Source organism: Pseudomonas reactans (genome assembly GCF_013385825.1).
GTDB lineage: Bacteria > Pseudomonadota > Gammaproteobacteria > Pseudomonadales > Pseudomonadaceae > Aquipseudomonas > Aquipseudomonas reactans.
On sequence record NZ_JACAPG010000004.1, the window covers coordinates 16,641 to 37,865 of the forward strand.

Here is a 21,225-nt window from a genome sequence, read left to right on the forward strand (position 1 = left end):
CGGCGCGGCGCGTCATATATTTCAACCGTGCAATAAAGCGTCAATGGCGCAATAAACCAGACATCTTTGCGCAAGACGGCAGTGCCAGCATCGGCTTCCTTTTTGCAGAGGCCGTCCCCCATGCGCTCGCTGACCTACCCCCAACATCTGGCCCGCCAGGCCGTGCTGTTGCTGACTGTGTCCTACCTGACGGGCTGTGCGAGCCCGGCGCCCGTAACGCCCACCACGCAGTGCGCACAGGTGAACTACCCGGTGTATGACCCGGCGGAGCCGGTCAACCGTGGGGTGTTTGCATTCAACCGTGCGGTGGACGACTACGCCCTCGCCCCTGTGGCCCGTGGTTACCGTTACCTGCCGGATTTTTTCCAGCAGGGTGTGCATAACTTCGCGAGCAACTTCAGCGAGCCAAAGGTGTTTATCAACGACCTGCTGCAAGGCAACCCCCGGCGCTCGGTCAATACCCTAGGGCGTTTCGCAGTGAACACGACGGTGGGCGTGGTGGGGCTGTTCGACGTGTCCGACAGCCTGGGCATCCCGCGCCACACCGCTGACTTCGGCCAGACATTCGGTGTGTGGGGCATGGGTAACGGCCCGATCGTCGAATTGCCATTGCTGGGCACCAGCAACAGCCGGGACGCTGCGGGCAAGGTCTTGAGCTTCCTGGTTTCGCCACTGGGGGACAGCGACACGGTGCAGACCCTGGGCACCGTCAGCCTGGTCGGCGGTACGGTCGATACACGGGCGTCATTGTTGCCGCTCACCGACAGCCTGCAGAAACTGCCGGATTACTACAGCGCATTGCGTAATGTGGTGGCGGACAATCGCGCGGCGTTTGTGCGGGAGGGCAAGCAAGGCGCTACCTCTCCCGGTCTAGACAGTTGCGCGAACAGCGCCTCGGATGACTTCTGAAAGCGCCAGCCACCCTCTGGTCATATCTTGCAGCAGCGCGTTTATAGCTGACCCGTTTCGTCCTCTATAAGTTTGGCCTCACTTCGCTCCAACAGGCGAAGTGACCCTCTACTCACTAGAAGGAAACATTCATGCTTGGCGCAATCAATCACTCACTGGGCAGCTTTCAATACCCTCCCCTGCAGCAGGATGATGCAGAGCCCCAGCGCAGGAAGCGCAGCATTGAAGCAACACATACGCAACAGAGCGCTGCTGATCCTGAAGGCTCGGCCGTCAATGATCGGCGCCGTAAGACCGGAGGTGGGCTAGACAGCCTCGGTAGAGGCAATCTGCTTTAAACCGCATTAGACGAAGGGCAGTGCACGGCCCTTCGTACTCTGCCTTAACAAAATCATGACATTCACTGGATTAATCTTGCGGGTTAAATCCAGTCTGGAAATCTTGCCTGCATGCCTCTCACTCACACACTGCCCGCCGTACTGGCTGGACCACTGCTGCGACGCCTCGAACCACGGCGCCTGGTGTTGTGGCTGGTGGGGAGTCAAGCACTGGCATTGACCCTGAGGCTCCATCTACCCGCCCGAATCCTGGAAGTCCCCCTTGACCACTGTCAGGTCGTACCGGTGGGGTGCCACGCGTTTATCCACCTGATCGATGTGACACTGGACAACGCACTGCCCCTGGACGTGGAAATCAGCTACGACCTGCTGTTCGACAACACCAGCATCGCCGACTGGGCACCGCACCTGCTGTACGCCAACGCCCAGTTCCCGAGCTTCGTGCTGCACAGCCGCATCCATCAATTGGTTCACGGCTCATGCCGCAAACCCCATCACAGCGCCGACGAGGGTCTTTTGTGTGTCGATCGCCTGCTGGCCGATGCCCAAACGCCTGCCGACCGCCCGGCGCTGTTGATGATGAGCGGCGACCAAGTCTACGCCGACGATGTCGCTGGGCCGATGCTGCGGGCAATCCATGCATTGATTGCACGCCTGGGTTTATTCGATGAATACCTGGAGGGCGCTGTGGTAGATGACAGCGCCAGCCTCTATGGACATAGCGCCAGTTATTACCATCGCGCCGACCTGCTACCGGCGTTGGACAGCAACGAAACCCTGCGCGAACGCTTCTTTGGCGGTGTGAAAAAACCAATTTTTACCAGCAGCACCGCCGACAACCACCTGGTGACTTTCGCCGAAGTCATCGCAATGTATTTGCTGGTGTGGTCGCCGACGCCCTGGACGCTGATCGCGCCTCAGCCTCCGCACCTGAACGCAGAACGACAGCAGCGTTACGCCCGTGAACAGATCCAGATCGACCGATTCCGCGACGGCCTGCCAGGCGTCGCACGGGTCTTTGCGCACCTATCCACCTTGATGATCTTTGATGATCACGACATCACTGATGACTGGAACCTCAGTGCCCAGTGGGAAGAAACCGCCTACGGCCACCCCTTTTCGAAGCGCATCATCGGCAACGCCCTGTTGGCCTACTTGTTGTGCCAAGGTTGGGGCAACCAACCGGACGTATTTGCTGAACTGATCAACCAGACCCAAGCGCTCACTGCTCAGCCGCAAGCCAACCATCTTGACGCCACCGCGCAGGATGAACTGCTCGAAACACTGCTGAAATTTCAACGCTGGCACTACGTACTGCCCACCAACCCTGCCCTGGTAGTGCTCGACACCCGCACCCGGCGCTGGCGCAGCGAGTTCACCCTCAAGCAACCCTCCGGCCTGCTGGACTGGGAAGCCTTGAGCGAACTGCAACAGGAACTGCTGGACCACCCCTCGGCCATCATCGTCTCACCCGCGCCGATCTTTGGCGTCAAGCTGATCGAGACGGTGCAGAAAGTCTTCAGCTGGTGCGGCCACCCCTTGCTCGTCGATGCGGAAAACTGGATGGCCCATCGTGGCGCCGCCCAAGTTATCCTCAATATCTTCCGCCACTCGCGCACGCCGGGTAACTACGTGATCCTCTCCGGTGACGTGCACTACTCGTTCGTCTACGAAGTGCTGATCCGCCATCGCAACGCCGGCCCCAGGATCTGGCAGATCACCAGCAGCGGTATCAAGAACGAATTCCCACCACGCTTACTGGAGTGGTTCGACCGCCTCAACCGCTGGCTCTACTCACCCCGTTCGCCCCTAAATTGGTTTACGCGCCGCCGTACCATGCAGGTGGTGCCACATATTCCTGAGCATGCCGAAGCCGGTGAGCGGCTATGGAATTCGGCGGGGATTGGCCAGGTGTTTTTCAATGAGCGAGGTCAGCCTGAAGCGATTTACCAACACAATGCGGATGGGAAGGTGCCGACGAGGATGGTGGCGCCAAAGTAAACTTTCCCACGGGCATAAAACCGAGTTCATACCAAACTATCAGGGATGTCCCAATCAGATGTTTTAACTGAATTTTCCTGAATAAATTCAGTTCCTTAACCCACCAAAAAAAGTGCCAGGCTCTGACCATTCTTCGCGATAAGTCTCTTCAATCGCCGATGGTCACATGAACCTTTTTTGGTACACTCGCCCGTGAACAATATACATCTCGTGTTGAACGTAGTTTTTTATCGAACCGAGGCTGGTAATGAGCCCGTCCGTGAGTGGCTGATGGATCTACCAAAGGAAGCAAGAAAACTCATCGGGATAGACATCAAGTCCGTCCAATATGGGTGGCCACAGGGGATGCCTCTGGTTCGAAAGCTTGAACACCGGCTTTGGGAAATAAGAGTCGACCTTGGAAAAGGTATCGCACGGGTCATTTTTACGCTGGTTGATTGCGAGATGGTACTGCTACACGGCTTCATCAAAAAAAGCCAGAAAACGCCTTTGGTAGAGATGGACACCGCACGACGTCGCAAAGGCAACCTATGAGGTTTTTTCCATGAACAAGCATATCGGTTCAAATTTCGATGAGTTCCTCAAAGATGAAGGGCTCATTGAAGAGGTATCTGCCGGTGCATTAAAGCGCGTTATCGCCTGGCAATTAGTCGAAGCAATGAAGTCCCAGAAAGTCAGTAAAAAAGCACTGGCTGAGCGCATGCATACCAGCCGCACCGCAGTGGACCGGGCATTGGATCAGAACGATGCTGGTATGACGCTCGCCACATTGGCCAGTGCGGCAAGGGCACTGGGCCAGCGAGTTGAAGTTCGGCTTGTACCTGATCCAGACGCAAGCCCTTCGTTCACCTGAACCACTCTCCATCAAACGATCAAAATAGAGTAATGGCAATCCGCCTTCCTCCTTAAGCCGTACATCTGCCCTATTCAAAGCCTCCAGCCCGCGTTGTACAGTAGCCCCAGCCACGGAGTATCGGCGACAACCAAGGCGGGCTTCAGACGCCTGCCTACGCAAGGAAATGCGCAGATGAACGAGACCTCCGACAATAATCCGTTAAAGCAGGATTTCTCTCACTTCAACGCCGACATGCTGCACACCGTCCTGGAGCTGGTCAGTGACGGAATCTGGGATTGGAACGCCAATACCGGGTTCGTCTACCGCAACCCAGGCTGGTACGAAATGCTGGGCTATCATCGCCATGCACTGGAGAACAGCGTATTCACTTGGGAGAACGTGATCCACCCGGATGACTACCCCCAGGTGATGAAAGTGTTCGACGACTACATCCACCGTCGCGCCCCTCACTACCAGGCCGAGTATCGTTGCCGCAAAAAGGATGACAGCTACCTGTGGATCGAAGACCGCGGCTACGTGATTGCGCGCAATGAGGATGGCTCGGTGGCGCGCATGGTGGGCGCCCACCGCGATATTCATCTAAGGAAATGCTCCGTCGAACAGTTGGAACGGCGCAATCAATCCCTTGAAGCGCTGGTGGCCGAACGCACCCGCGAGCTGTCACGAGTCAATCAACAGTTGCAACTGCAGTTGGATGAAAACCGCGCCTTGGCCGAAAGGGATGCCCTGACTCTGGTCGCCAATCGCTACCGCCTGGAAAAAGTGTTGCTGGAAGAGTGCGACCGCGCCCAGCGCTTTCGCCTGCCGCTGGCGCTGATCGCCATGGACATCGATGATTTCAAGTCGATCAATGATCGATACGGTCACGGTGTGGGCGATCAGACGCTGGTGCAGGTGGTTGAATGCCTGCAAAGCTGTATTCGCCCAGGTGACCTGTTGGCTCGATGGGGTGGCGATGAGTTTGTGCTGATCCTGCCGAAAACCTCGGTGGAAATCGCAAAAACAATGGCGGCGAGTATCCGTCTGAAGTTGAAGAACAGCCCGCACCGGGATGACTTCAAGGTCACCCTGAGCCTGGGCGTGGCCGAGCGTCAAACGGAGGAGGCCCCCGCCGCCTTGCTTGCGCGCGCCGATCAGGCGTTGTATCGCGCCAAGGCAGCGGGAAAGGATGGGGTGTCCGAATAACACCCCAGTGTGTCAGCGAACCGGCGGTGCGTACTGGATGCCGCCGTTGTTCCACAGCGCGTTGAGCCCGCGCTTGATCTTCAACACGCTGCCCTGGCCTATGTTGCGTTCAAACACTTCACCGTAGTTACCCACCTGCTTGACGATCTGCACTACCCAATCCTTGCGCAGCTTCAGGTCCTTGCCGTATTCGCCGTCCGTTCCCAGCAACCGCGCGACGTCCGGGTTCTTGGTGGTTTTGGCCTGCTCTTCGACGTTCTGCGAGGTGATGCCCATTTCCTCGGCGTTGAGCATCGCGAACAGGGTCCATTTGACGATGCTGAACCACTCGTCATCACCCTTGCGCACCAACGGCCCCAGCGGTTCCTTGGAGATCACTTCCGGCAACACCACGAACTCGTCCGGATGAGCCATCTTGATGCGCTGGGCGTACAGGCCCGACTGATCGGTGGTCAGCACGTCGCAACGCCCGGCTTCCAGGCCCTTGGCGCTTTCGTCGGCGGTGTCGAAGGTAATCGGCGTGTATTTCATGCCATGGGTGCGGAAGTAGTCCGAGACATTCAACTCGGTGGTGGTGCCGGCCTGGATGCACACCGTCGCGCCGTCCAGTTGCTTGGCTGCGGTGACGCCCAGTTTGTTGTTCACCAGGAAGCCAATGCCGTCGTAGTAGGTAACGCCGGTGAACACCAGGCCCATGCCCGAATCACGGGAACTGGTCCAGGTGGTGTTGCGTGAGATCAGGTCGATTTCACCGGATTGCAGCGCGGTGAAGCGTTCCTTGGCGGTCAACTGGGTGAACTTCACTTTTGATGCGTCACCGAATACCGCAGCCGCCACGGCGTGGCACACATCCACGTCGATACCGGTCATCTTGCCCTTGCTGTCTGGTACGCCGAAGCCCGGCAGCCCGTCACTGACACCGCACTGGATAAAGCCTTTTTTCTGGATGGCGTCCAGGGTCGTGCCCGCCTGGGCGGTGCTCGCCAAGCCCAGCACGGCGGTGGCACCGATGGCGGCCAAAGTAGTTTTGAATGGGTTCATGCAAGGCGCTCCCTGTCATTCCTTATTATTCGGCGCCCCACAGCCCGCGCCGGTTTATAGTGCTGCCGGGCAGTATCAACGGCTTTGCGCCGCTGCCACAAACGACCTTTAGGCAAAGGCTCCTTCCGATTTGGAATGAACTGCATGATTTCAAAACGCTTGACCCCTTCGATGACCGCCCTGCAATGCTTCGAAGCCGCCGCCCGCCATTTGAGTTTCACTCGCGCCGCCGAAGAGCTGCACCTGACCCAGAGTGCGGTGAGCAAGCAGGTGGCGCAGCTGGAAGAGATGCTTTGCCACAACCTGTTCGAACGGGTGCGTCAGCGCCTGTATCTGTCGCCGGCGGGCTCGTTGTACCTGGCCGAAGTGCACAAGATCCTCACCCAGGTGGACATCTCCAGCCGTTACATCCTCACCTACGGCGGCGAGACTGAAGTGCTGCGCATCGCCACCCAGCCGACCTTCGGTGACCGCTGGCTGGTGCCCAAGCTCAAGGATTTCGCGGCGAAACATCCGAATATCCATCTGGACGTGCGCAACGAGCTGGAGCCTTTCGACGTATTGCAGGCCAAGGCCGATATCGCATTTTTCTTCGGCCAGGGCTCATGGCCGGGGGCGACCTGCATCGAGCTGTTCCGTGAGGCCGTGGTGCCGGTGTGTGCGCCAGGATTCGTCGCCGAAGGCAGCGATGCGTCGTCGCGCCACACCTTGCTGCAATGCACCTCGCGTCCGGAAGCCTGGCACGAATGGTTCCTGGAACAGGGCCTGCACTCGCAAAACAGCTACCACGGCCCGCGTTTCGACACGTTCTACATGTGCATCCGCGCGGCGCAGTCGGGCTACGGCGTGGCGCTGGTGCCGCAGTATCTGGTGGCGGATGAGCTCGCCCAGGGCAGCCTGATGATTCCCTGGAACTATGCGATGCCCAGCAGTGGCGCGCACTTCATCGCCCATGCCGAACATGCCGGCGAGATTCCCAAAGTGAAAGCCTTCCTCAACTGGATGGTGGAGTACGTCGGCACACATCCCGACTTTCAGTCATGACCCGGCGACTTTATTTCGTTTGCGGCAAAGGCGGGTGCCCGGCTTAGATAAAAACAAGCCCGTCACTGCCGAGTCCCCGATTCATGAGCCGCGAAACCATCAGCCAATCGATTTCCATTGTTCACCCCATCAGCCTCAGCCACGGTAAGAACGCTGAGGTCTGGGACACCTCGGGTAAACGCTACATCGATTTTGTTGGCGGCATTGGTGTGCTCAACCTCGGGCATTGCCATCCCGGCGTGGTCGAGGCGATTCGTGACCAGGCGACCCAACTGACCCACTACGCGTTCAATGCCGCTCCTCACGCGCCCTACATCGAGCTGATGGATCGTCTTACCGCATTTATGCCGGTGGACTACCCCGTCAGCGGCATGCTCACCAACAGCGGCGCGGAAGCGGCGGAAAACGCACTGAAGATCGTGCGAGGCGCCACCGGTCGCACCGCAGTGATCGCGTTTGATGGCGCCTTCCACGGTCGTACCCTGGCCACACTCAACCTCAATGGCAAGGTTGCCCCCTACAAGCAAAAGGTCGGTGTACTACCCGGCCCGGTGTATCACCTGCCCTACCCCAGTACCGACAACGGCGTGACCTGCGCCGAGGCACTGAAGGCCATGGACCGCCTGTTCAGCGTGGAAATCGACGTCAACGACGTAGCCTGTTTCATCATTGAGCCGGTACAGGGCGAAGGGGGGTTCCTCGCGCTGGACATCGAGTTCGCCCAGGCGCTGCGACGCTTTTGCGACGCGAACAATATCCTGCTGATTGCCGATGAAATCCAATCAGGCTTTGGCCGTACCGGTGAGCGTTTTGCTTTCTCGCGCCTGGGGATCGAGCCTGACTTGATCCTGCTGGGCAAAAGTATCGCTGGCGGTGTGCCGCTGGGCGCCGTCGTTGGGCGCAAGGCGCTGATGGACAATCTGCCCAAGGGTGGCCTGGGCGGTACCTATTCCGGCAACCCCATCGCCTGTGCGGCAGCATTGGCCACCCTCGACGCCATGACCGATGAACACCTGAAAAACTGGGGTTCACAGCAGCAAGAAGCCATCGTCAGTCGTTATGAGACCTGGCGTGCACAAGGCCTGACACCCTACCTCGGCCGCCTGACCGGCGTCGGTGCCATGCGCGGCATTGAGCTGGCCAACGCCGACGGCACACCCGCGCCGAAACAGCTGGCCCAGTTGCTCAGCCTGGCGCGGGACGCCGGTTTGTTGCTGATGCCCAGCGGCAAGTCGCGGCATATCATCCGCCTGCTGGCACCGCTGACCATCGAGCCTGCGGTGCTGGAGGAAGGCCTGGATATTCTCGAGGCCTGCCTCAAACAGTTGGACTAGTAACGCGCATCGACAGGTTTACCGCCGTTCGGCCAGTCCTTGACCTTGTCCGGGAAGTCCGGGCGCGGTTGGCCTGAGAAATACGCCGCCACGTCCACGGCTTCCTGGTCCGACAAACCGCCCTGCCCCAACGGGAATTTCTCGTGGAAGCCGATCGGCATGTTGCGTTTGACGAACGCCGCAGCCGTGTAGGTGCGCGCCATGCCGGCACCGATGTTGAACGATTGGTCGCCCCACAGCGGTGGGTAGATCAGCTCGCCATCCGCCCGCGCCAAGCCCTGGCCATTGTCGCCGTGGCACACCGCGCACTGCCTGGCGTAAACCTGCTTGCCATTGGCCAGGTCCGGCTTGATCGCCGGGTCGACCTTGCCCACGCCGCGCCCGGCTACTTTGTCTTCGGGGCGGGTGTTGTTTTTCATCCAGTCGAAGTAGGCGACCATCGCTTGCATGTCTGCCGATTGTGGCGGCAGTGGTTTGCCATTCATCGAGCGGCGGAAGCAGCCATTGATGCGCTCTTCCAGGGTCACCACCTTGCCCGCGCGCGGCGCATAGCTGGGGAAAAACGCAGAGACGCCCACAAACGGCGAGCCGTCCGCCACCGTGCCGGCGTTGAGATGGCAACTGGTGCAATTGAGTGAATTGCCGACGTTGCTAGGCAGCAACTCCTTGGTTTGCAGGTGCAGGCGCATACCACGAACCACCTGGTCGGCGTTGGGCGCCGCAAGCAACTCGGCCAGGCGTGGGGTTTCGAAGGCCGACGAATCGGTGGTGGCCGGGTTGAGTTGGTCGCGCAGTTTCTTCACTTGGGCAGCGCTGATCGGCGTACCTTCGTTGCCCCAACGGGTGCGTACGAAGCTGAGGATCTCGGCGATTTCCTGATCCTTCAAACGGGCGAAACCCGGCATGGTGTAGACCCGTGGATGCGTCGCCGTTTGTGCGGTTTCCCAGCCGGTGAGGGTGATGTGCAGCAGCGACGTCGGGTTGCTGGACGCAATGCTCGGGTTGCCGGCCAACGGTGGGAACAGACCTTTCACGCCCGCACCATCGCTGCGATGACAGTCGCTGCAGAACTGCATGTAACCCAGTCCACCGCGACTGGTGAACAAATCTGCAGGTGGCACGGCTGGGGCCTGGGCCACGGACGGCATGGGCAAGTCGTCTTTACCGGGCGGTAGGGATTTCAAGTAACTGGCGATAGCCGTCAGGTCGTAGTCGCTGAAGTGCTGGGTGCTGTGGTGAATCACATCGGCCATGTTGCCGGCGACCGTGGCAAAACGGTTTTGTCCGGTCTTGAGCAGTTGCACGGTGTCTTCCACGGTCCACAGGTTGCGCAGGCTCAGGGCACGCCAATGCTCGACGGTTTCACCGGCCAAGTAGTGCTGGCCGCTGGAACCCTCGTCGCTCATGGCTTTTTCCTGGAACGCAATGCCCCGTGGCGTGTGGCATGAGCCGCAATGGCCCAGGCCCTGGACCAGGTAGGCGCCACGGTTGAGCAGCTCATTTCTTTGCGGATCCGGCATGAAGGGCTGTTTGTCGAGGAAGGCAAAGTTCCACAGTGCCAGCCCCCAGCGCTGGTTGAACGGGAAGCCCATGTCCGCCGCAAGGTTGACCTGCTGCACCGGTTCGACGCCCTGCATCAGGTACGCGAACAAGGCACGCATGTCGGTTTCGCTCATCTTGGCGTAGGACGGGTACGGCATCGCCGGGTACAGGTTCATGCCCGTCGGCGTCACGCCTTCGCGCATGACGCGGTCGAACTCTTCGAAGGAGTAGGCGCCAATCCCTGTCTCTCGGTCCGGCGTGATATTGCTCGAATAGATCGTGCCCATCGGCGTGCTCAACTCCAGACCGCCGGCCATCACCTTGCCTTGCTTGGCGGTGTGGCAGGCGATGCAGTCGCCGAGTTGCGCGACGTATTTGCCCTGCTCAATCAGCGAAGCGTCGGGAACGTTGGCGTGCAGGGGAAGAGACAGGCAAAGCGTCGCCCCCAGCAAGGCCAGGCGGTAAAGGGAAAGCGCCATCGCATTAGTCCTTTAATAACCTGGCGTGGGGCGGTCCCCTCGGCGCAGGTCAGTGGTCGTTTTTATGGGTTCATCAGGCCTCTGTGTTGTAACGGTTTTGTGGGCGGGGGGTGTTGATGTGGGTCAGGGGCAGATCGCTGGACAAAGGCGTCAGTACTCAACGACTATCCACCACCTCCCCTCTGCACGGACGCACACCATGCTCGACATCCTCCAAGGCACGCCCGTCTGGGTCTACGCCATTTACCTGTGGATTTGCTACTACGGCATCAAGGCCTGCCTGGGCGGTCGCGAGAATCGTCGCTCGTTGGTGATCCTGCCGGTGGTGCTGGTGGTGTGGTCGTTGATGTCGCTGGCGCCTTCAATCTTGTCGAGCGGTGCGTGGATTGGCGGCGCGGTGCTGGGCAGCCTGGTGGGGATGGTGCTGTTCAACACTGAAGGCGCGCGGTTGGATGCCAATGGCGAGACCCTGGTGCTGCCGGGCACCTGGAAAACCCTGCTGATCTCGCAACTGTTCTTTGCGGTGAAGTACTACTTCGGTTACCAGCAAGCCGTGCATCCGCTGCTGCTGAGCACGCCGTCGATGCTGATGGCAGTCGGCGGCGTATCGGGGTTTACCGTAGGTCTGTTTTGCGGACGAGCCGTACGGCTGCAGCGGGCGCTGACGGCGTTGCGTCGGGATAAGGGCATTGTGCTGCCTTGACCTGACCACCCTCCCCCCTGAAAATGCCCGACGCTTTTTTGTCCTCGTTTACTGAAGTAGTGAAATTTCAATGTCCGATTCTTACACCGAAAAATCCGCCCCCGAAGAATCCGTAGTCGCCTTGCCTTCCAAAGCCGACTACGAAAACGCCATCAATCTTTCACAGCATCTGCCTGCGGCCAAGATCATCAGTGAGATGGTGCTGGACGCTTTCCACACGTCCAAGGAAAGCGACCAGATCCGCGAACTGCGCGTGGCCATCCGTCAGGCCCACGATGCTTTCGACGACGACAAGGCCTACGACCTGATGGGCCAGCTCAAGCAACTCAAGGACGCCGAAGCCGCCGATAACGCTGCCCTGGAAGACCTGAGCAGCAAGTTTTCGATCAGCCGCATCCTGTCCAGCTTCAAGGACGATCCTGAATTCCAGGAGTTGGTCTACGGCCTGGCGTTGAAAGTGCTGAACCAGAGCCACCAGGCCATCAGCAACCCGAGCGCCGGCAAGAGCAAGGCCTCACGGCCCAAGAAAGAAGCCGAAGTGTTTGTGATCAGCAAGGATGGCATCAGCGTCACCCTGCCGTTGCGCACGCCGCGGTCCAAGCTGAACGTCGACCGTGAGGCGTTCGAGTTCCTGGGTTTCAGCTTTGTGGGTGAAGGGGATGAGGCGGAGTTGGACGTTGAGAGTTTTGTCGATAACGCCGGCGCCGAGCAGCCGTTGAGCCGCAAGAGCGTGATTACTGCGTTGCAGCAGCAGACTGCGTTTGATGGGTACAGCATCGCGCAGCAATAACCCCACATTGTAGGAGCCGGCTTGCCGGCGAGGGCATCACCTCGGTAGCCATGACACACCGAAGTGCGTGCATCGCCGGCAAGCCGGCTCCTACAATTGTTTCGTGGTGTCAAATTGCGCAAACACCTCACGAAATCGTGCCATCTCCCGCTTGTTCCCCACCGTCACCCGAACCCACTGCGGCCAGCTTTTAAACACACGGCCGATCAGCACGCCTTGGGCTGCCAGTTTATCGATCACCTGCTCGGCCGGTTGCTTCACGTCGATCATGAAACAATTGGCCTGGGAGGCCGTGCAGGTGAAACCACGCCCCTGCAGCCAGGCCACAGTCTCATTGCGCAGTTGGTTATTGAGCGCCTTGCGTTGCGGCAACAGCTTCACGTCCTCCAAGCTGGCCAGGCCGCCGAGCAAGGTGGTGCCGGCCGGCACGTTGTCGCCGCCAAAGACGGCCAGGCGTTCCAGCAACGCCGGATGGCCGACCGCCAAGCCCAGGCGGGCACCGGCCATGCCATAGATTTTCGAGAAAGTGCGCAGCACCAGCAGGTCGTCGTGGTCCTTAACCCAACTGACCACGCTGGGTACGTCGGCGAAGTCGATGTAAGCCTCGTCCACCACCAGCACACTGCCTTTGGGTTTGTTCGTCAACGCTTCGCGGATGGCGTCGACGGGCGTAACGGTGCCAGTGGGGTTATTGGGGTTGCACAGGTAGAGCATGCCGGCCTGTGGGTCGGCGGCGAGCATGGCCGGGATGTCGTGGGCGTGGTCGGCGTTCAGGCTGACTTCCTTCACCGCAGCTTTGTTCGCCTGCGCCGCCTGGCGCGGCACTTCGTAGGATGGCGTAGCCATCACCAGACCGCGGGGCTCGGAGGTGAACGCCAGCACTGCATAGCGCAAGGCCGCCATCGAACCGGCAAAGACCGCCACCTGTTCTTCGGCAATCCCCTGCTGTTGGGCAAACAGTCCCGCCAACGCATACATACGGTCGTAAGGGTAACGTCCAGAGCTGGCGATACCCTGCTGCATCGCCTCACGCGCAGCGCGTGAGGCGCCGTAGGGGCTTTCGTTGTAATTGAGCCGCACCTTGTCAGCCTTTGCCGGCGGCGGCGCCGCAACCGCCCAGTCCAGGCGTCCCAATAAAGGCAGGGCTGCGCCCAGGGCGAGAAGGGACCGACGACTTACGCTGACCATGGGGCAACTCCTTGTTGGCGGGTGATGGATTCGCACAGCACGTACAGAGGGGTATGACGAGATAAACATCCGCAGATTTAAACCGACGCCCAAGAAAAAGCCCCGCGCTTCTCTCGAAGGCGGGGCTTTTTCACTGCGGGACCACTCAGTGAGCGTAGGTCAGCAACAGCTCTTTCGGCACTTGGAAATCCAGGGACATCATCACGCTGAGCGCGGTGATGGTGAAGATCGAGAACACGAACAGCTTGCGTGCCCAGACGGTGTCATCCACCGCCTTGTAGCCGGTCCAGGCCATGTACAACCAGTACATGCCCATGGCGGCGGCGACGGCAAGGTAGCTCATGCCGGCGTAGCCACTGAAGGTCAACATCAAGGTCGCCACGAGGAAGGCCAGGATGTACAGCAGGATATGTTTCTTGGCCACTTGGATGCCACGCTTGACCGGCAGAACCGGAATCGAAGCAGCCAGGTAGTCATTGAAGCGGAAAATCGCGATGGCGTAGGAATGCGGCATCTGCCACAGGCTGAACATCACCAGTAGCGTCAGCGCGGCCATGTCGAAGCTATTGGTTACAGCCACATAACCAATCACCGGCGGCATCGCCCCCGACAGACTACCCACCAGCGTGCCGTGAACCGACTTGCGCTTGAGGTATAGGCTGTAGAGGCCGACGTAGATGACAAAGCCGATCACGGCAAACAGCGCCGCCAGCGGGTTGGCCACCTTGTACAACAACGCCACACCGGCAACACCCAGGACGGTCGCGTAGATCAGTGCCAGTTTCAGGGAGATAAGGCCCTGGACCAGCACGCGATTCTTGGTGCGTTCCATCTTGATATCGATGTCACGGTCGATGCAGTTGTTGAACACACAACCGGAAGCTACCACCAGGGATGTGCCGATCATTGCAGCCAGGAAGATGGCCAGATCGACATGTCCCTTGGAGGCCAGGAAGAAACCGCCCGCCACAGAAAGCACGTTACCGAAAATGATCCCCGGTTTGGTGATTTGGATAAAGTGCTTAAGCGACATCGGGTCTTACCTCACTTCGCCATCATGAACGTATGGATGCTGAACATGATCCATATCGACAGGCCAACCAGCAGTACGATTACGATCCCTGCGAACACGAACGCAACCACGTTGTCGCGCTGTTCTTTGGAACGGTCCAGGTGCAGGAAGTACACCAGGTGCACCAGTACCTGAATCACCGCGAATGCCAGCACGATCATCAACGTGATCGACTTCGGCAGGGTCGGGTACATCACCAGACCGAACGGGATGAGCGTCAGGATTACCGACAGGATGAAGCCGATGGCGTACGACTTAACGCTGCCGTGGCTCGCATCATGGCTGTCATGGTCATGGGAGTGTGCATTAGCCATTACAGAGTCCCCATCAGGTAAACAACGGTGAAGACGCAGATCCAGACCACGTCCAGGAAGTGCCAGAACAGGCTCAGGCAGGTCAGGCGAGTCTTGTTGGTGTTGGTCAGGCCGTGCTTATTGACCTGATACATCATCACCGCCATCCACAGCAGGCCGGCAGACACGTGCAGACCGTGGGTACCTACCAGCGTGAAGAACGCGGACAGGAAGCCGGAACGGTGCGGGCCGTAGCCTTCGGAGATCAGCAGGTGGAACTCGTTGATCTCCATGCCGATGAAGCCCAGGCCGAACAGGAAGGTCAGTCCCAACCAGCTCAGTACGCCTTTCTTGTTGCCCTTGTAGAAGGCCAACATGGCAAAGCCGTAGGTGATCGAACTGAACAACAGCAAGGCGGTTTCGCCGAGCACGTAAGGCAGTTCGAAGATGTCGTGGCCCGACGGGCCACCCGCTACGTTGTTTACCAGTACCGCGTACACCGCGAAGATCGACGCAAACAAGATGCAGTCGGTCATCAGGTAGAGCCAGAAACCGAAAACGGTCATCGGCCCCGAGTCGTGGTGATGGTCATCGTGCCCATGGTCATCGACATGGGCGTGTCCAGCATTGGTCACTAAGTTCGACATGGTTTAAGCCTGTTCCAACGAGGTTTCTACACGGTTGGCCGGGATTTTCTTCTCGGCGACCAGGCGAGCGTGTTGCTCGGCTTCGATGCGTTCGATCGTCTCGACCGGCACCATGTAGCCTTGATCATCACGTGCAGCGTGGACAATGAAGTAGCCGATGGTGCCCACCAGGCTCGCGATTGCCAGCCACCAGATGTGCCAGATCATCGCGAAGCCGAACACGGTCAACAGCGCGCCCATCACCACGCCAGTGGCGGTGTTGTTTGGCATGTGGATCGGTTCGTAGTGCTTAGGACGCTGGTACGCAGTACCGTCTTCCTTGGCTTCGGTGAACGCATCAATGGTGTTCGCAGTCGGGATCACGGCGAAGTTGTAGAACGGCGGTGGCGACGAAGTCGACCATTCCAGGGTGTGGCCATTCCATGGGTCACCGGAGTCGCAAGCGTTCTGCTTACGGTCACGGACACTCACGTACAGCTGGATCAGCTGGCAAGCGATACCCACGGCGATCATCACCGCACCGAACATGGCGACGTACAGGTACGGCACCCACTCAGGGTTGGTAGTGGCGTTCAGACGACGGGTCATGCCCATGAAGCCCAGTGCATAGAGCGGCATGAACGCGACGAAGAAGCCCGAGATCCAGAACCAGAATGCAGCCTTGCCCCAGCCTTCGTGCAGCTTGAAGCCGAACGCTTTCGGGAAGTAGAAGCTGAAACCAGCGATGTAACCGAATACCGCGCCGCCGATGATCACGTTGTGGAAGTGAGCGATCACGAACAGGCTGTTGTGCAGCACGAAGTCAGCACCCGGGATGGCCAGCAGTACGCCGGTCATGCCGCCGATGGCGAAGGTCACCATGAAGCCCAGGGTCCACAGGACCTGGCTGGTCATGCGCAGACGACCGTGGTAGATGGTGAACAGCCAGTTGAATAGCTTCACCCCCGTCGGGATGGAAATCAGCATCGTCGCCAGGCCGAAGAAGGCGTTGACGCTGGCCCCCGAACCCATGGTGAAGAAGTGGTGCAGCCACACCATGAAGCCCAGTACGGAGATTGCGCCCGATGCATAAACCATCGAGTGGTGACCGAACAGGCGCTTGCCGGTAAAGGTCGAGATCACTTCGGAGAAGATACCGAACGCTGGCAGGATCAGGATGTACACCTCAGGGTGACCCCATGCCCAGAACAGGTTCACGTACATCATTGGATTGCCACCAAGTTCGTTGGTGAAAATGTGGAAATCCAGGTAACGGTCAAGCGACAGCAGCGCCATGGTAGCGGCCAGAATCGGGAACGAAGCCACGATCAGGACGTTGGCCCAGGTGCAAGTCCAAGTGAAGATCGGCATGTCCATCAGTTTCATGCCAGGGGCGCGCATTTTCAGGACGGTGGCCAGGAAGTTGACCCCCGTCAATGTCGTCCCGAGTCCTGATAACTGTAGGGCCCAGATGTAGTAGTCCACACCCACGCCAGGGCTGTATTGCAGGCCCGACAATGGCGGATACGCAACCCAACCGGTCTTGGCGAATTCGCCGACGCCCAGGGACACGTTGATCAGCACCACGCCGGAAACCAGCAGCCAGAAGCTCAGGGAGTTCAGGAACGGGTAGGCAACGTCACGCGCGCCAATCTGCAGCGGCAAGGCAAGGTTCATCAGGCCGGTGAAGAATGGCATCGCCATGAAGATGATCATGATCACACCGTGGGCGGTGAAGATCTGGTCATAGTGTTCAGGTGGCAGGTAGCCAGGCGAACCCTCGGTGGCCATGGCCAACTGGGTACGCATCATGATGGCGTCGGCAAAACCACGCAGCAGCATGACCATGGCAACGATGACGTACATGACGCCGATTTTCTTGTGGTCGACCGAAGTCAGCCACTCGGTCCACAGGTAGGTCCACTTCTTGAAGTACGTGATACCTGCAAACAGTGCCAGACCACCCAGCGCGATCATGGCGATAGTCACCATTACGATCGGCTCGTGGAACGGGACCGCATCCCAACTTAATTTACCAAACATCGTTTACTCCTCTGCCCCAGCAGTTGAATGCGAGCCCGTGTCAGAACCTTCAACCGCGGCCACTTCTTTCTTCTCGTGCTTGACCGGCTTGCCTGGCTTCATACCTTCGTACTTGTCGACGATTTTCTGAAACAGGTTCGGCTCATACGTGGAGTACAGAGCGACTGGGTTGTTCTGGCTTGGTTTGGTCAGGGCATCGTATTCAGCTTGATCAAGCTGTTTAGGTGCGGCCTTGACTTCGGCTACCCAGGCGTTGAAACCTTCCTGGCTCGTCGAGATCGCTTTGAATTTCATGCCGGTGAAGCCAGCGCCGCTGTAGTTTGCGGAGATACCTTCCATTTCAGCTTTTTCGTTGGCGATCAGGTGCAGGCGAGTCTGCATGCCTGCCATCGCGTAGATCTGGCCGCCCAGGGCTGGGATGAAGAACGAGTTCATCACGGCGTCGGAGGTGATCCGGAAGTTAAGCGGAGTGTTCTCCGGGAACTGGATTTCGTTGACGGTGGCGATACCCAGGTCCGGGTAGATGAACAGCCACTTCCAGTCCAGCGCGACCACTTCGATGTTGATCGGCTTGACGTCGGATTCCAGCGGACGGTACGGGTCCAGCTCATGGGTCGACTTATAGGTGATGTAACCCAGGGCGATGATGATGAGGATTGGCACCAGCCACACTGCGACTTCAATCTTGGTGGAGTGCGACCACTTCGGCGCGTAGGTCGCGCTGGTGTTCGACGCGCGGTATTTCCAGGCGAAGGCGAAGGTCATGATGATCACAGGCACCACAACCAACAACATCAGCAGGGTGGCGGTGATGATCAGGTTTCGTTGATCCAGACCGATCTGTCCTTTTGGGTCCATCAAGGTCCACTTGCAGCCTCCCAGCATTAACATCATGCCCAGCAGCGGCAAAAAGCCTAGTAATCGGGGGTACCTGTTTTTACTCATCTCACGACCTCTAAAGCAGCTTGCGCAATGCAGTTGGGTTTTGATCGCCAACACTTCACCCTGCCAAGGGTTGGCATTTCTCTTCGATTGAATAAGAGCCTGCCCATCACGCCATTAGGTGGCGTTTCACGGACCTGCGGTGAGTTCTTATTCGATTTCGTGGTTAAAGGCCTTGTTACAGACCAATTCCATTTGGTGCGGATAGTTGAAAGGCTGTCGGAACCTTGGGGTCGCACAGAGCCGTCCATCTGCCCCTCGACCGCTCCAGTGCTCAAATATTGAACAGCACCGGACATTCAGTGCGGGCGATTGTAGTTAGCTAGCGATGTATAAACCATGTCTTATAAAGAAATAATTTTTATCGATTACAGCAATAATCCTTCACCAATATTGCAAAGGTTCGCGATCTTATCGCGTTCGATTCTCAACAAAAACCACAAAAATTGCCGTGTTATAGGGTAATCCGTTGCAGTCCTTACGCGCTGTAAGGGCATGCCAAACCCATGCAACCCCCCATAAAACAAGGCATTCGGACATCACCCAATTGCTGGCGTGGCCTGAGGTTCGTGGCCTCGCCGGAACCACGAACTGACAGCACATCTTGGCCGTTTTATGCAAATTTAAGCGGCCGTTTGGCGGGTCAGAAACGTCCTGCGGCAGCTTCCGTGTGACAACATGTCGCACACTGCGCGCACCCAAGATTGTCCCGCGTCACGTTCTATTCACAAATCCCTACAAACAAAAACGCCCCGGTCTTCCTTCAAGAAGGACCGGAGCGTTTCAGGGATGGGCTCAGGCTTTGCGCTGGCGATTCCGGTAAATGCCCAACGGCACCAGGATCACGGTCAGTACGAACGCGACCAGCGCCCACTGCGCCAGGGACAGACCCAGCACGGGTGGATACGGGGTGCTGCAGAAGCCATCGACCTGGAACCCCAGGGGGAACACTTTGGCCAGTGGCAGGTCATCGACGATCGGTTGCAGCACATCAATGCCGCAACTGACCTGGGGGAAGAACTGGGTGTACACGTGGTGACCGGCTGCAGCCACACCGCCGAGGGCGCTGAGTATCACCAGCCCTTCGAAAAACGTGAGCGCCCCTTTGGTGCGCATGGCCGCACCGATGAACGCGAAGATCGCGATCAACAGCAAGGCGTAGCGTTGCAGGATGCACAGCGGGCACGGCGCCTCGCCGAGTACCACCTGCATATAAAGCGCACCGCCGATCAGCGCCAGGCAGATGATGCCCAGCAACACCAGAAAGCGCCGCTCCCTGCCTAAACGCAATTCGTCACTCATTTCCGGTTCCCTTTGTTTGGTTGTGCCAATGGCCGCAAGTTTACACACAGGGAGTGGTTTAAACAGAGGGGGGTTAACAGGGGATTAATGCGCCTTTCTGTAGGAGCGAGCTTGCTCGCGAAAAACGCCAGGGCGCCGTATTCATTCTGGACGGGCGCGTTTTCGTTGGCGATCTTCGCGAGCAAGCTCGCTCCTACAAAGGGCTGGAGTTATTCCAGCGCCGCAGCCGGGCCAAAGAATTCGTAGCGACTTTGCTTCTCTGGCACACCCAAGGCCTTGAGATGACGCTTGATCGCGCCCATGAAGCCTTTAGGGCCAAGGAAGTAGGCATCGATGTCGCGCTGCTCCGGCAACCACGCCGCCAGTTGTTCCTGGCTGAGCAAACCCACCTTGTCCGCCGCCGGGCTCACACCATCATCCTCGGCGTAGCAATAGAAGCGCTTGAGCTGTGGGTGCTTGGCCGCCAGGGCATCGACCCAATCACGGAACGCATGCACCCCGCCGTTACGCGCGCAGTGGATGAAGTGCACCGGGCGCTGGGTAGCCAGGGCGGCTTCGAGCATCGGCAAGGTCGGCGTGATGCCCACTCCACCGCTGATCAGCACCAGCGGTTTGTCGCTGGCTGCCAGGGTGAACTCTCCCGAAGGCGGAAACAGGTCAATAGTCGCACCGACGTGCAGTTGGTCGTGCAGGTAGTTGGACACCCGCCCTCCGGCTTCGCGCTTGACGCTGATGCGGTACAGGCCCGAATCGGTCAGGGCTGACAGCGAATAGTTGCGGCGCACTTCCTCGCCATCCAGCACCAGTCTCATGCCGATGTATTGGCCCGGTGCAGCGGCAAGAATCGGACCGTTGTCCACCGGGGCAAAGTAGAAGGAGATAATCTCGTCACTCTCCACCACGCGCTTGACGATGATGAACGGCCGCGCCCCCCGCCAGCCACCCGGGGCCTGCGCTTTCTCTTCATAGATCGCCGCCTCGGCGCCGATCAGGATGTCGGCCAGTTGGCCATAGGCCGCGCCCCAGGCGTTCATCACCTCGGGCGTCGCAATCTCACTGCCCAGCACTTCGGAAATCGCGCGCAGCAGGCAGGCGCCGACGATCGGGTAATGCTCCGGCAGGATCTGCAAGGCCACGTGCTTGTTAATGATCTTGGCCACCAGGTCGCCCAGTTGGTCCAACTGGTCGATATGCCGGGCATACATCAACACCCCGTTGGCCAAGGCGCGGGGCTGGTCGCCGCTGGCCTGGTGGGCCTGGTTGAACAGCGGGCGAACTTCCGGGTACTCGGAAAGCATCATGCGGTAGAAATGGGTGATCAGCGCTTCGCCGCCGCTTTCCAGCAGGGGCACGGTGGATTTGACGATGGCACGGTCTTGGGCACTAAGCATGGGAGCCTCCTGGGCTTCTTTACTGATTGTCTTTACCTAATCAGTATTCGTGCCAAAAAATAAATCGTTTAATTTCAATAGCTTATTTAATTTGTAGTCAGTATGACTTCCTGCAACGTATAGTCATAAGGACTACAAGGAGTCAT

At 58.7% G+C, this 21,225-nt stretch carries 19 protein-coding genes; 9 read left to right on the plus strand and 10 right to left on the minus strand.

Going from position 1 to position 21,225, the window contains the following annotated elements; genetic code table 11:
- The first annotated feature begins 120 nt into the window (after positions 1–120).
- The 5 genes from HX868_RS04520 (at position 121) to HX868_RS04540 (ending at position 5,289) form a co-directional block, all read left to right on the plus strand.
- On the plus strand, positions 121–909 hold the full coding sequence (locus tag HX868_RS04520) for an MlaA family lipoprotein (protein WP_177002055.1): 789 nt from the start codon (positions 121–123) through the stop codon (positions 907–909).
- A 449-nt stretch (positions 910–1,358) separates the two neighbouring features.
- Positions 1,359–3,248, plus strand: coding sequence for an alkaline phosphatase D family protein (locus tag HX868_RS04525; RefSeq protein WP_177002056.1), 1,890 nt, complete (start codon positions 1,359–1,361; stop codon positions 3,246–3,248).
- 192 nt (positions 3,249–3,440) lie between these two features.
- Positions 3,441–3,782, plus strand: a complete 342-nt coding sequence (locus tag HX868_RS04530) for a type II toxin-antitoxin system RelE/ParE family toxin (protein WP_177002057.1) — start codon at positions 3,441–3,443, stop codon at positions 3,780–3,782.
- Between the two features lie 10 nt (positions 3,783–3,792).
- Entirely contained in the window at positions 3,793–4,101 is a 309-nt protein-coding gene (locus HX868_RS04535) for an XRE family transcriptional regulator (protein WP_095013479.1), read from the plus strand.
- A gap of 174 nt (positions 4,102–4,275) precedes the next feature.
- Entirely contained in the window at positions 4,276–5,289 is a 1,014-nt protein-coding gene (locus HX868_RS04540; RefSeq protein WP_177002058.1) for a diguanylate cyclase domain-containing protein, read from the plus strand.
- Between the two features lie 12 nt (positions 5,290–5,301).
- Here HX868_RS04540 and HX868_RS04545 read toward each other — a convergent pair whose 3' ends face one another.
- Positions 5,302–6,330, minus strand: coding sequence for an amino acid ABC transporter substrate-binding protein (locus HX868_RS04545; protein ID WP_016979634.1), 1,029 nt, complete (start codon positions 6,328–6,330; stop codon positions 5,302–5,304).
- Between the two features lie 144 nt (positions 6,331–6,474).
- Between HX868_RS04545 and HX868_RS04550 the strand changes: the two genes are divergently transcribed.
- Both HX868_RS04550 and HX868_RS04555 read left to right on the plus strand, forming a co-directional pair.
- Positions 6,475–7,374 carry a LysR substrate-binding domain-containing protein gene (locus HX868_RS04550; protein ID WP_177002059.1) on the plus strand — a complete coding sequence of 300 codons (900 nt, stop codon included), beginning with the start codon at positions 6,475–6,477 and terminating at the stop codon, positions 7,372–7,374.
- 83 nt (positions 7,375–7,457) lie between these two features.
- Positions 7,458–8,708 carry a 2-aminoadipate transaminase gene (locus HX868_RS04555; RefSeq protein WP_177002060.1) on the plus strand — a complete coding sequence of 417 codons (1,251 nt, stop codon included), beginning with the start codon at positions 7,458–7,460 and terminating at the stop codon, positions 8,706–8,708.
- Here the strand turns inward: HX868_RS04555 and HX868_RS04560 are convergent.
- The gene (locus HX868_RS04560; protein ID WP_177002061.1) at positions 8,705–10,729 is read right to left on the minus strand and encodes a c-type cytochrome; all 2,025 of its coding nucleotides are present in this window, start codon (positions 10,727–10,729) and stop codon (positions 8,705–8,707) included. The genes HX868_RS04555 and HX868_RS04560 overlap by 4 nt on opposite strands.
- A gap of 199 nt (positions 10,730–10,928) precedes the next feature.
- Between HX868_RS04560 and HX868_RS04565 the strand changes: the two genes are divergently transcribed.
- Entirely contained in the window at positions 10,929–11,432 is a 504-nt protein-coding gene (locus tag HX868_RS04565; protein WP_177002062.1) for a DUF6622 family protein, read from the plus strand.
- A gap of 70 nt (positions 11,433–11,502) precedes the next feature.
- Positions 11,503–12,222, plus strand: a complete 720-nt coding sequence (locus HX868_RS04570) for a hypothetical protein (protein ID WP_177002063.1) — start codon at positions 11,503–11,505, stop codon at positions 12,220–12,222.
- A 90-nt stretch (positions 12,223–12,312) separates the two neighbouring features.
- Here HX868_RS04570 and ptaA read toward each other — a convergent pair whose 3' ends face one another.
- From ptaA to hmpA, 8 genes are all read right to left on the minus strand, one after another.
- Positions 12,313–13,410, minus strand: coding sequence for a pyoverdine biosynthesis transaminase PtaA (gene ptaA, locus HX868_RS04575; RefSeq protein ID WP_177002064.1), 1,098 nt, complete (start codon positions 13,408–13,410; stop codon positions 12,313–12,315).
- Positions 13,411–13,555: 145 nt separating this feature from the next.
- On the minus strand, positions 13,556–14,443 hold the full coding sequence (cyoE, locus tag HX868_RS04580) for a heme o synthase (protein WP_003194050.1): 888 nt from the start codon (positions 14,441–14,443) through the stop codon (positions 13,556–13,558).
- Between the two features lie 11 nt (positions 14,444–14,454).
- Positions 14,455–14,796, minus strand: a complete 342-nt coding sequence (cyoD, locus tag HX868_RS04585) for a cytochrome o ubiquinol oxidase subunit IV (protein WP_016979640.1) — start codon at positions 14,794–14,796, stop codon at positions 14,455–14,457.
- A complete protein-coding gene (locus HX868_RS04590; protein WP_016979641.1) occupies positions 14,796–15,422 on the minus strand; it encodes a cytochrome o ubiquinol oxidase subunit III in 627 nt (208 codons plus the stop codon). The genes cyoD and HX868_RS04590 overlap by 1 nt, the downstream gene beginning before the upstream one ends.
- 3 nt (positions 15,423–15,425) lie before the next feature.
- On the minus strand, positions 15,426–17,444 hold the full coding sequence (cyoB, locus tag HX868_RS04595) for a cytochrome o ubiquinol oxidase subunit I (RefSeq protein WP_016979642.1): 2,019 nt from the start codon (positions 17,442–17,444) through the stop codon (positions 15,426–15,428).
- Positions 17,445–17,447: 3 nt separating this feature from the next.
- Positions 17,448–18,389 carry a ubiquinol oxidase subunit II gene (gene cyoA, locus HX868_RS04600; RefSeq protein WP_177002081.1) on the minus strand — a complete coding sequence of 314 codons (942 nt, stop codon included), beginning with the start codon at positions 18,387–18,389 and terminating at the stop codon, positions 17,448–17,450.
- A gap of 792 nt (positions 18,390–19,181) precedes the next feature.
- Positions 19,182–19,688 (minus strand): disulfide bond formation protein B, encoded by a 507-nt coding sequence (locus HX868_RS04605; protein WP_010206438.1) that lies wholly within the window; start codon positions 19,686–19,688, stop codon positions 19,182–19,184.
- Between the two features lie 209 nt (positions 19,689–19,897).
- Complete coding sequence (gene hmpA / locus HX868_RS04610; RefSeq protein ID WP_095013488.1) at positions 19,898–21,079, minus strand: NO-inducible flavohemoprotein; 1,182 nt, start codon at positions 21,077–21,079, stop codon at positions 19,898–19,900.
- Positions 21,080–21,225 lie beyond the last annotated feature (146 nt).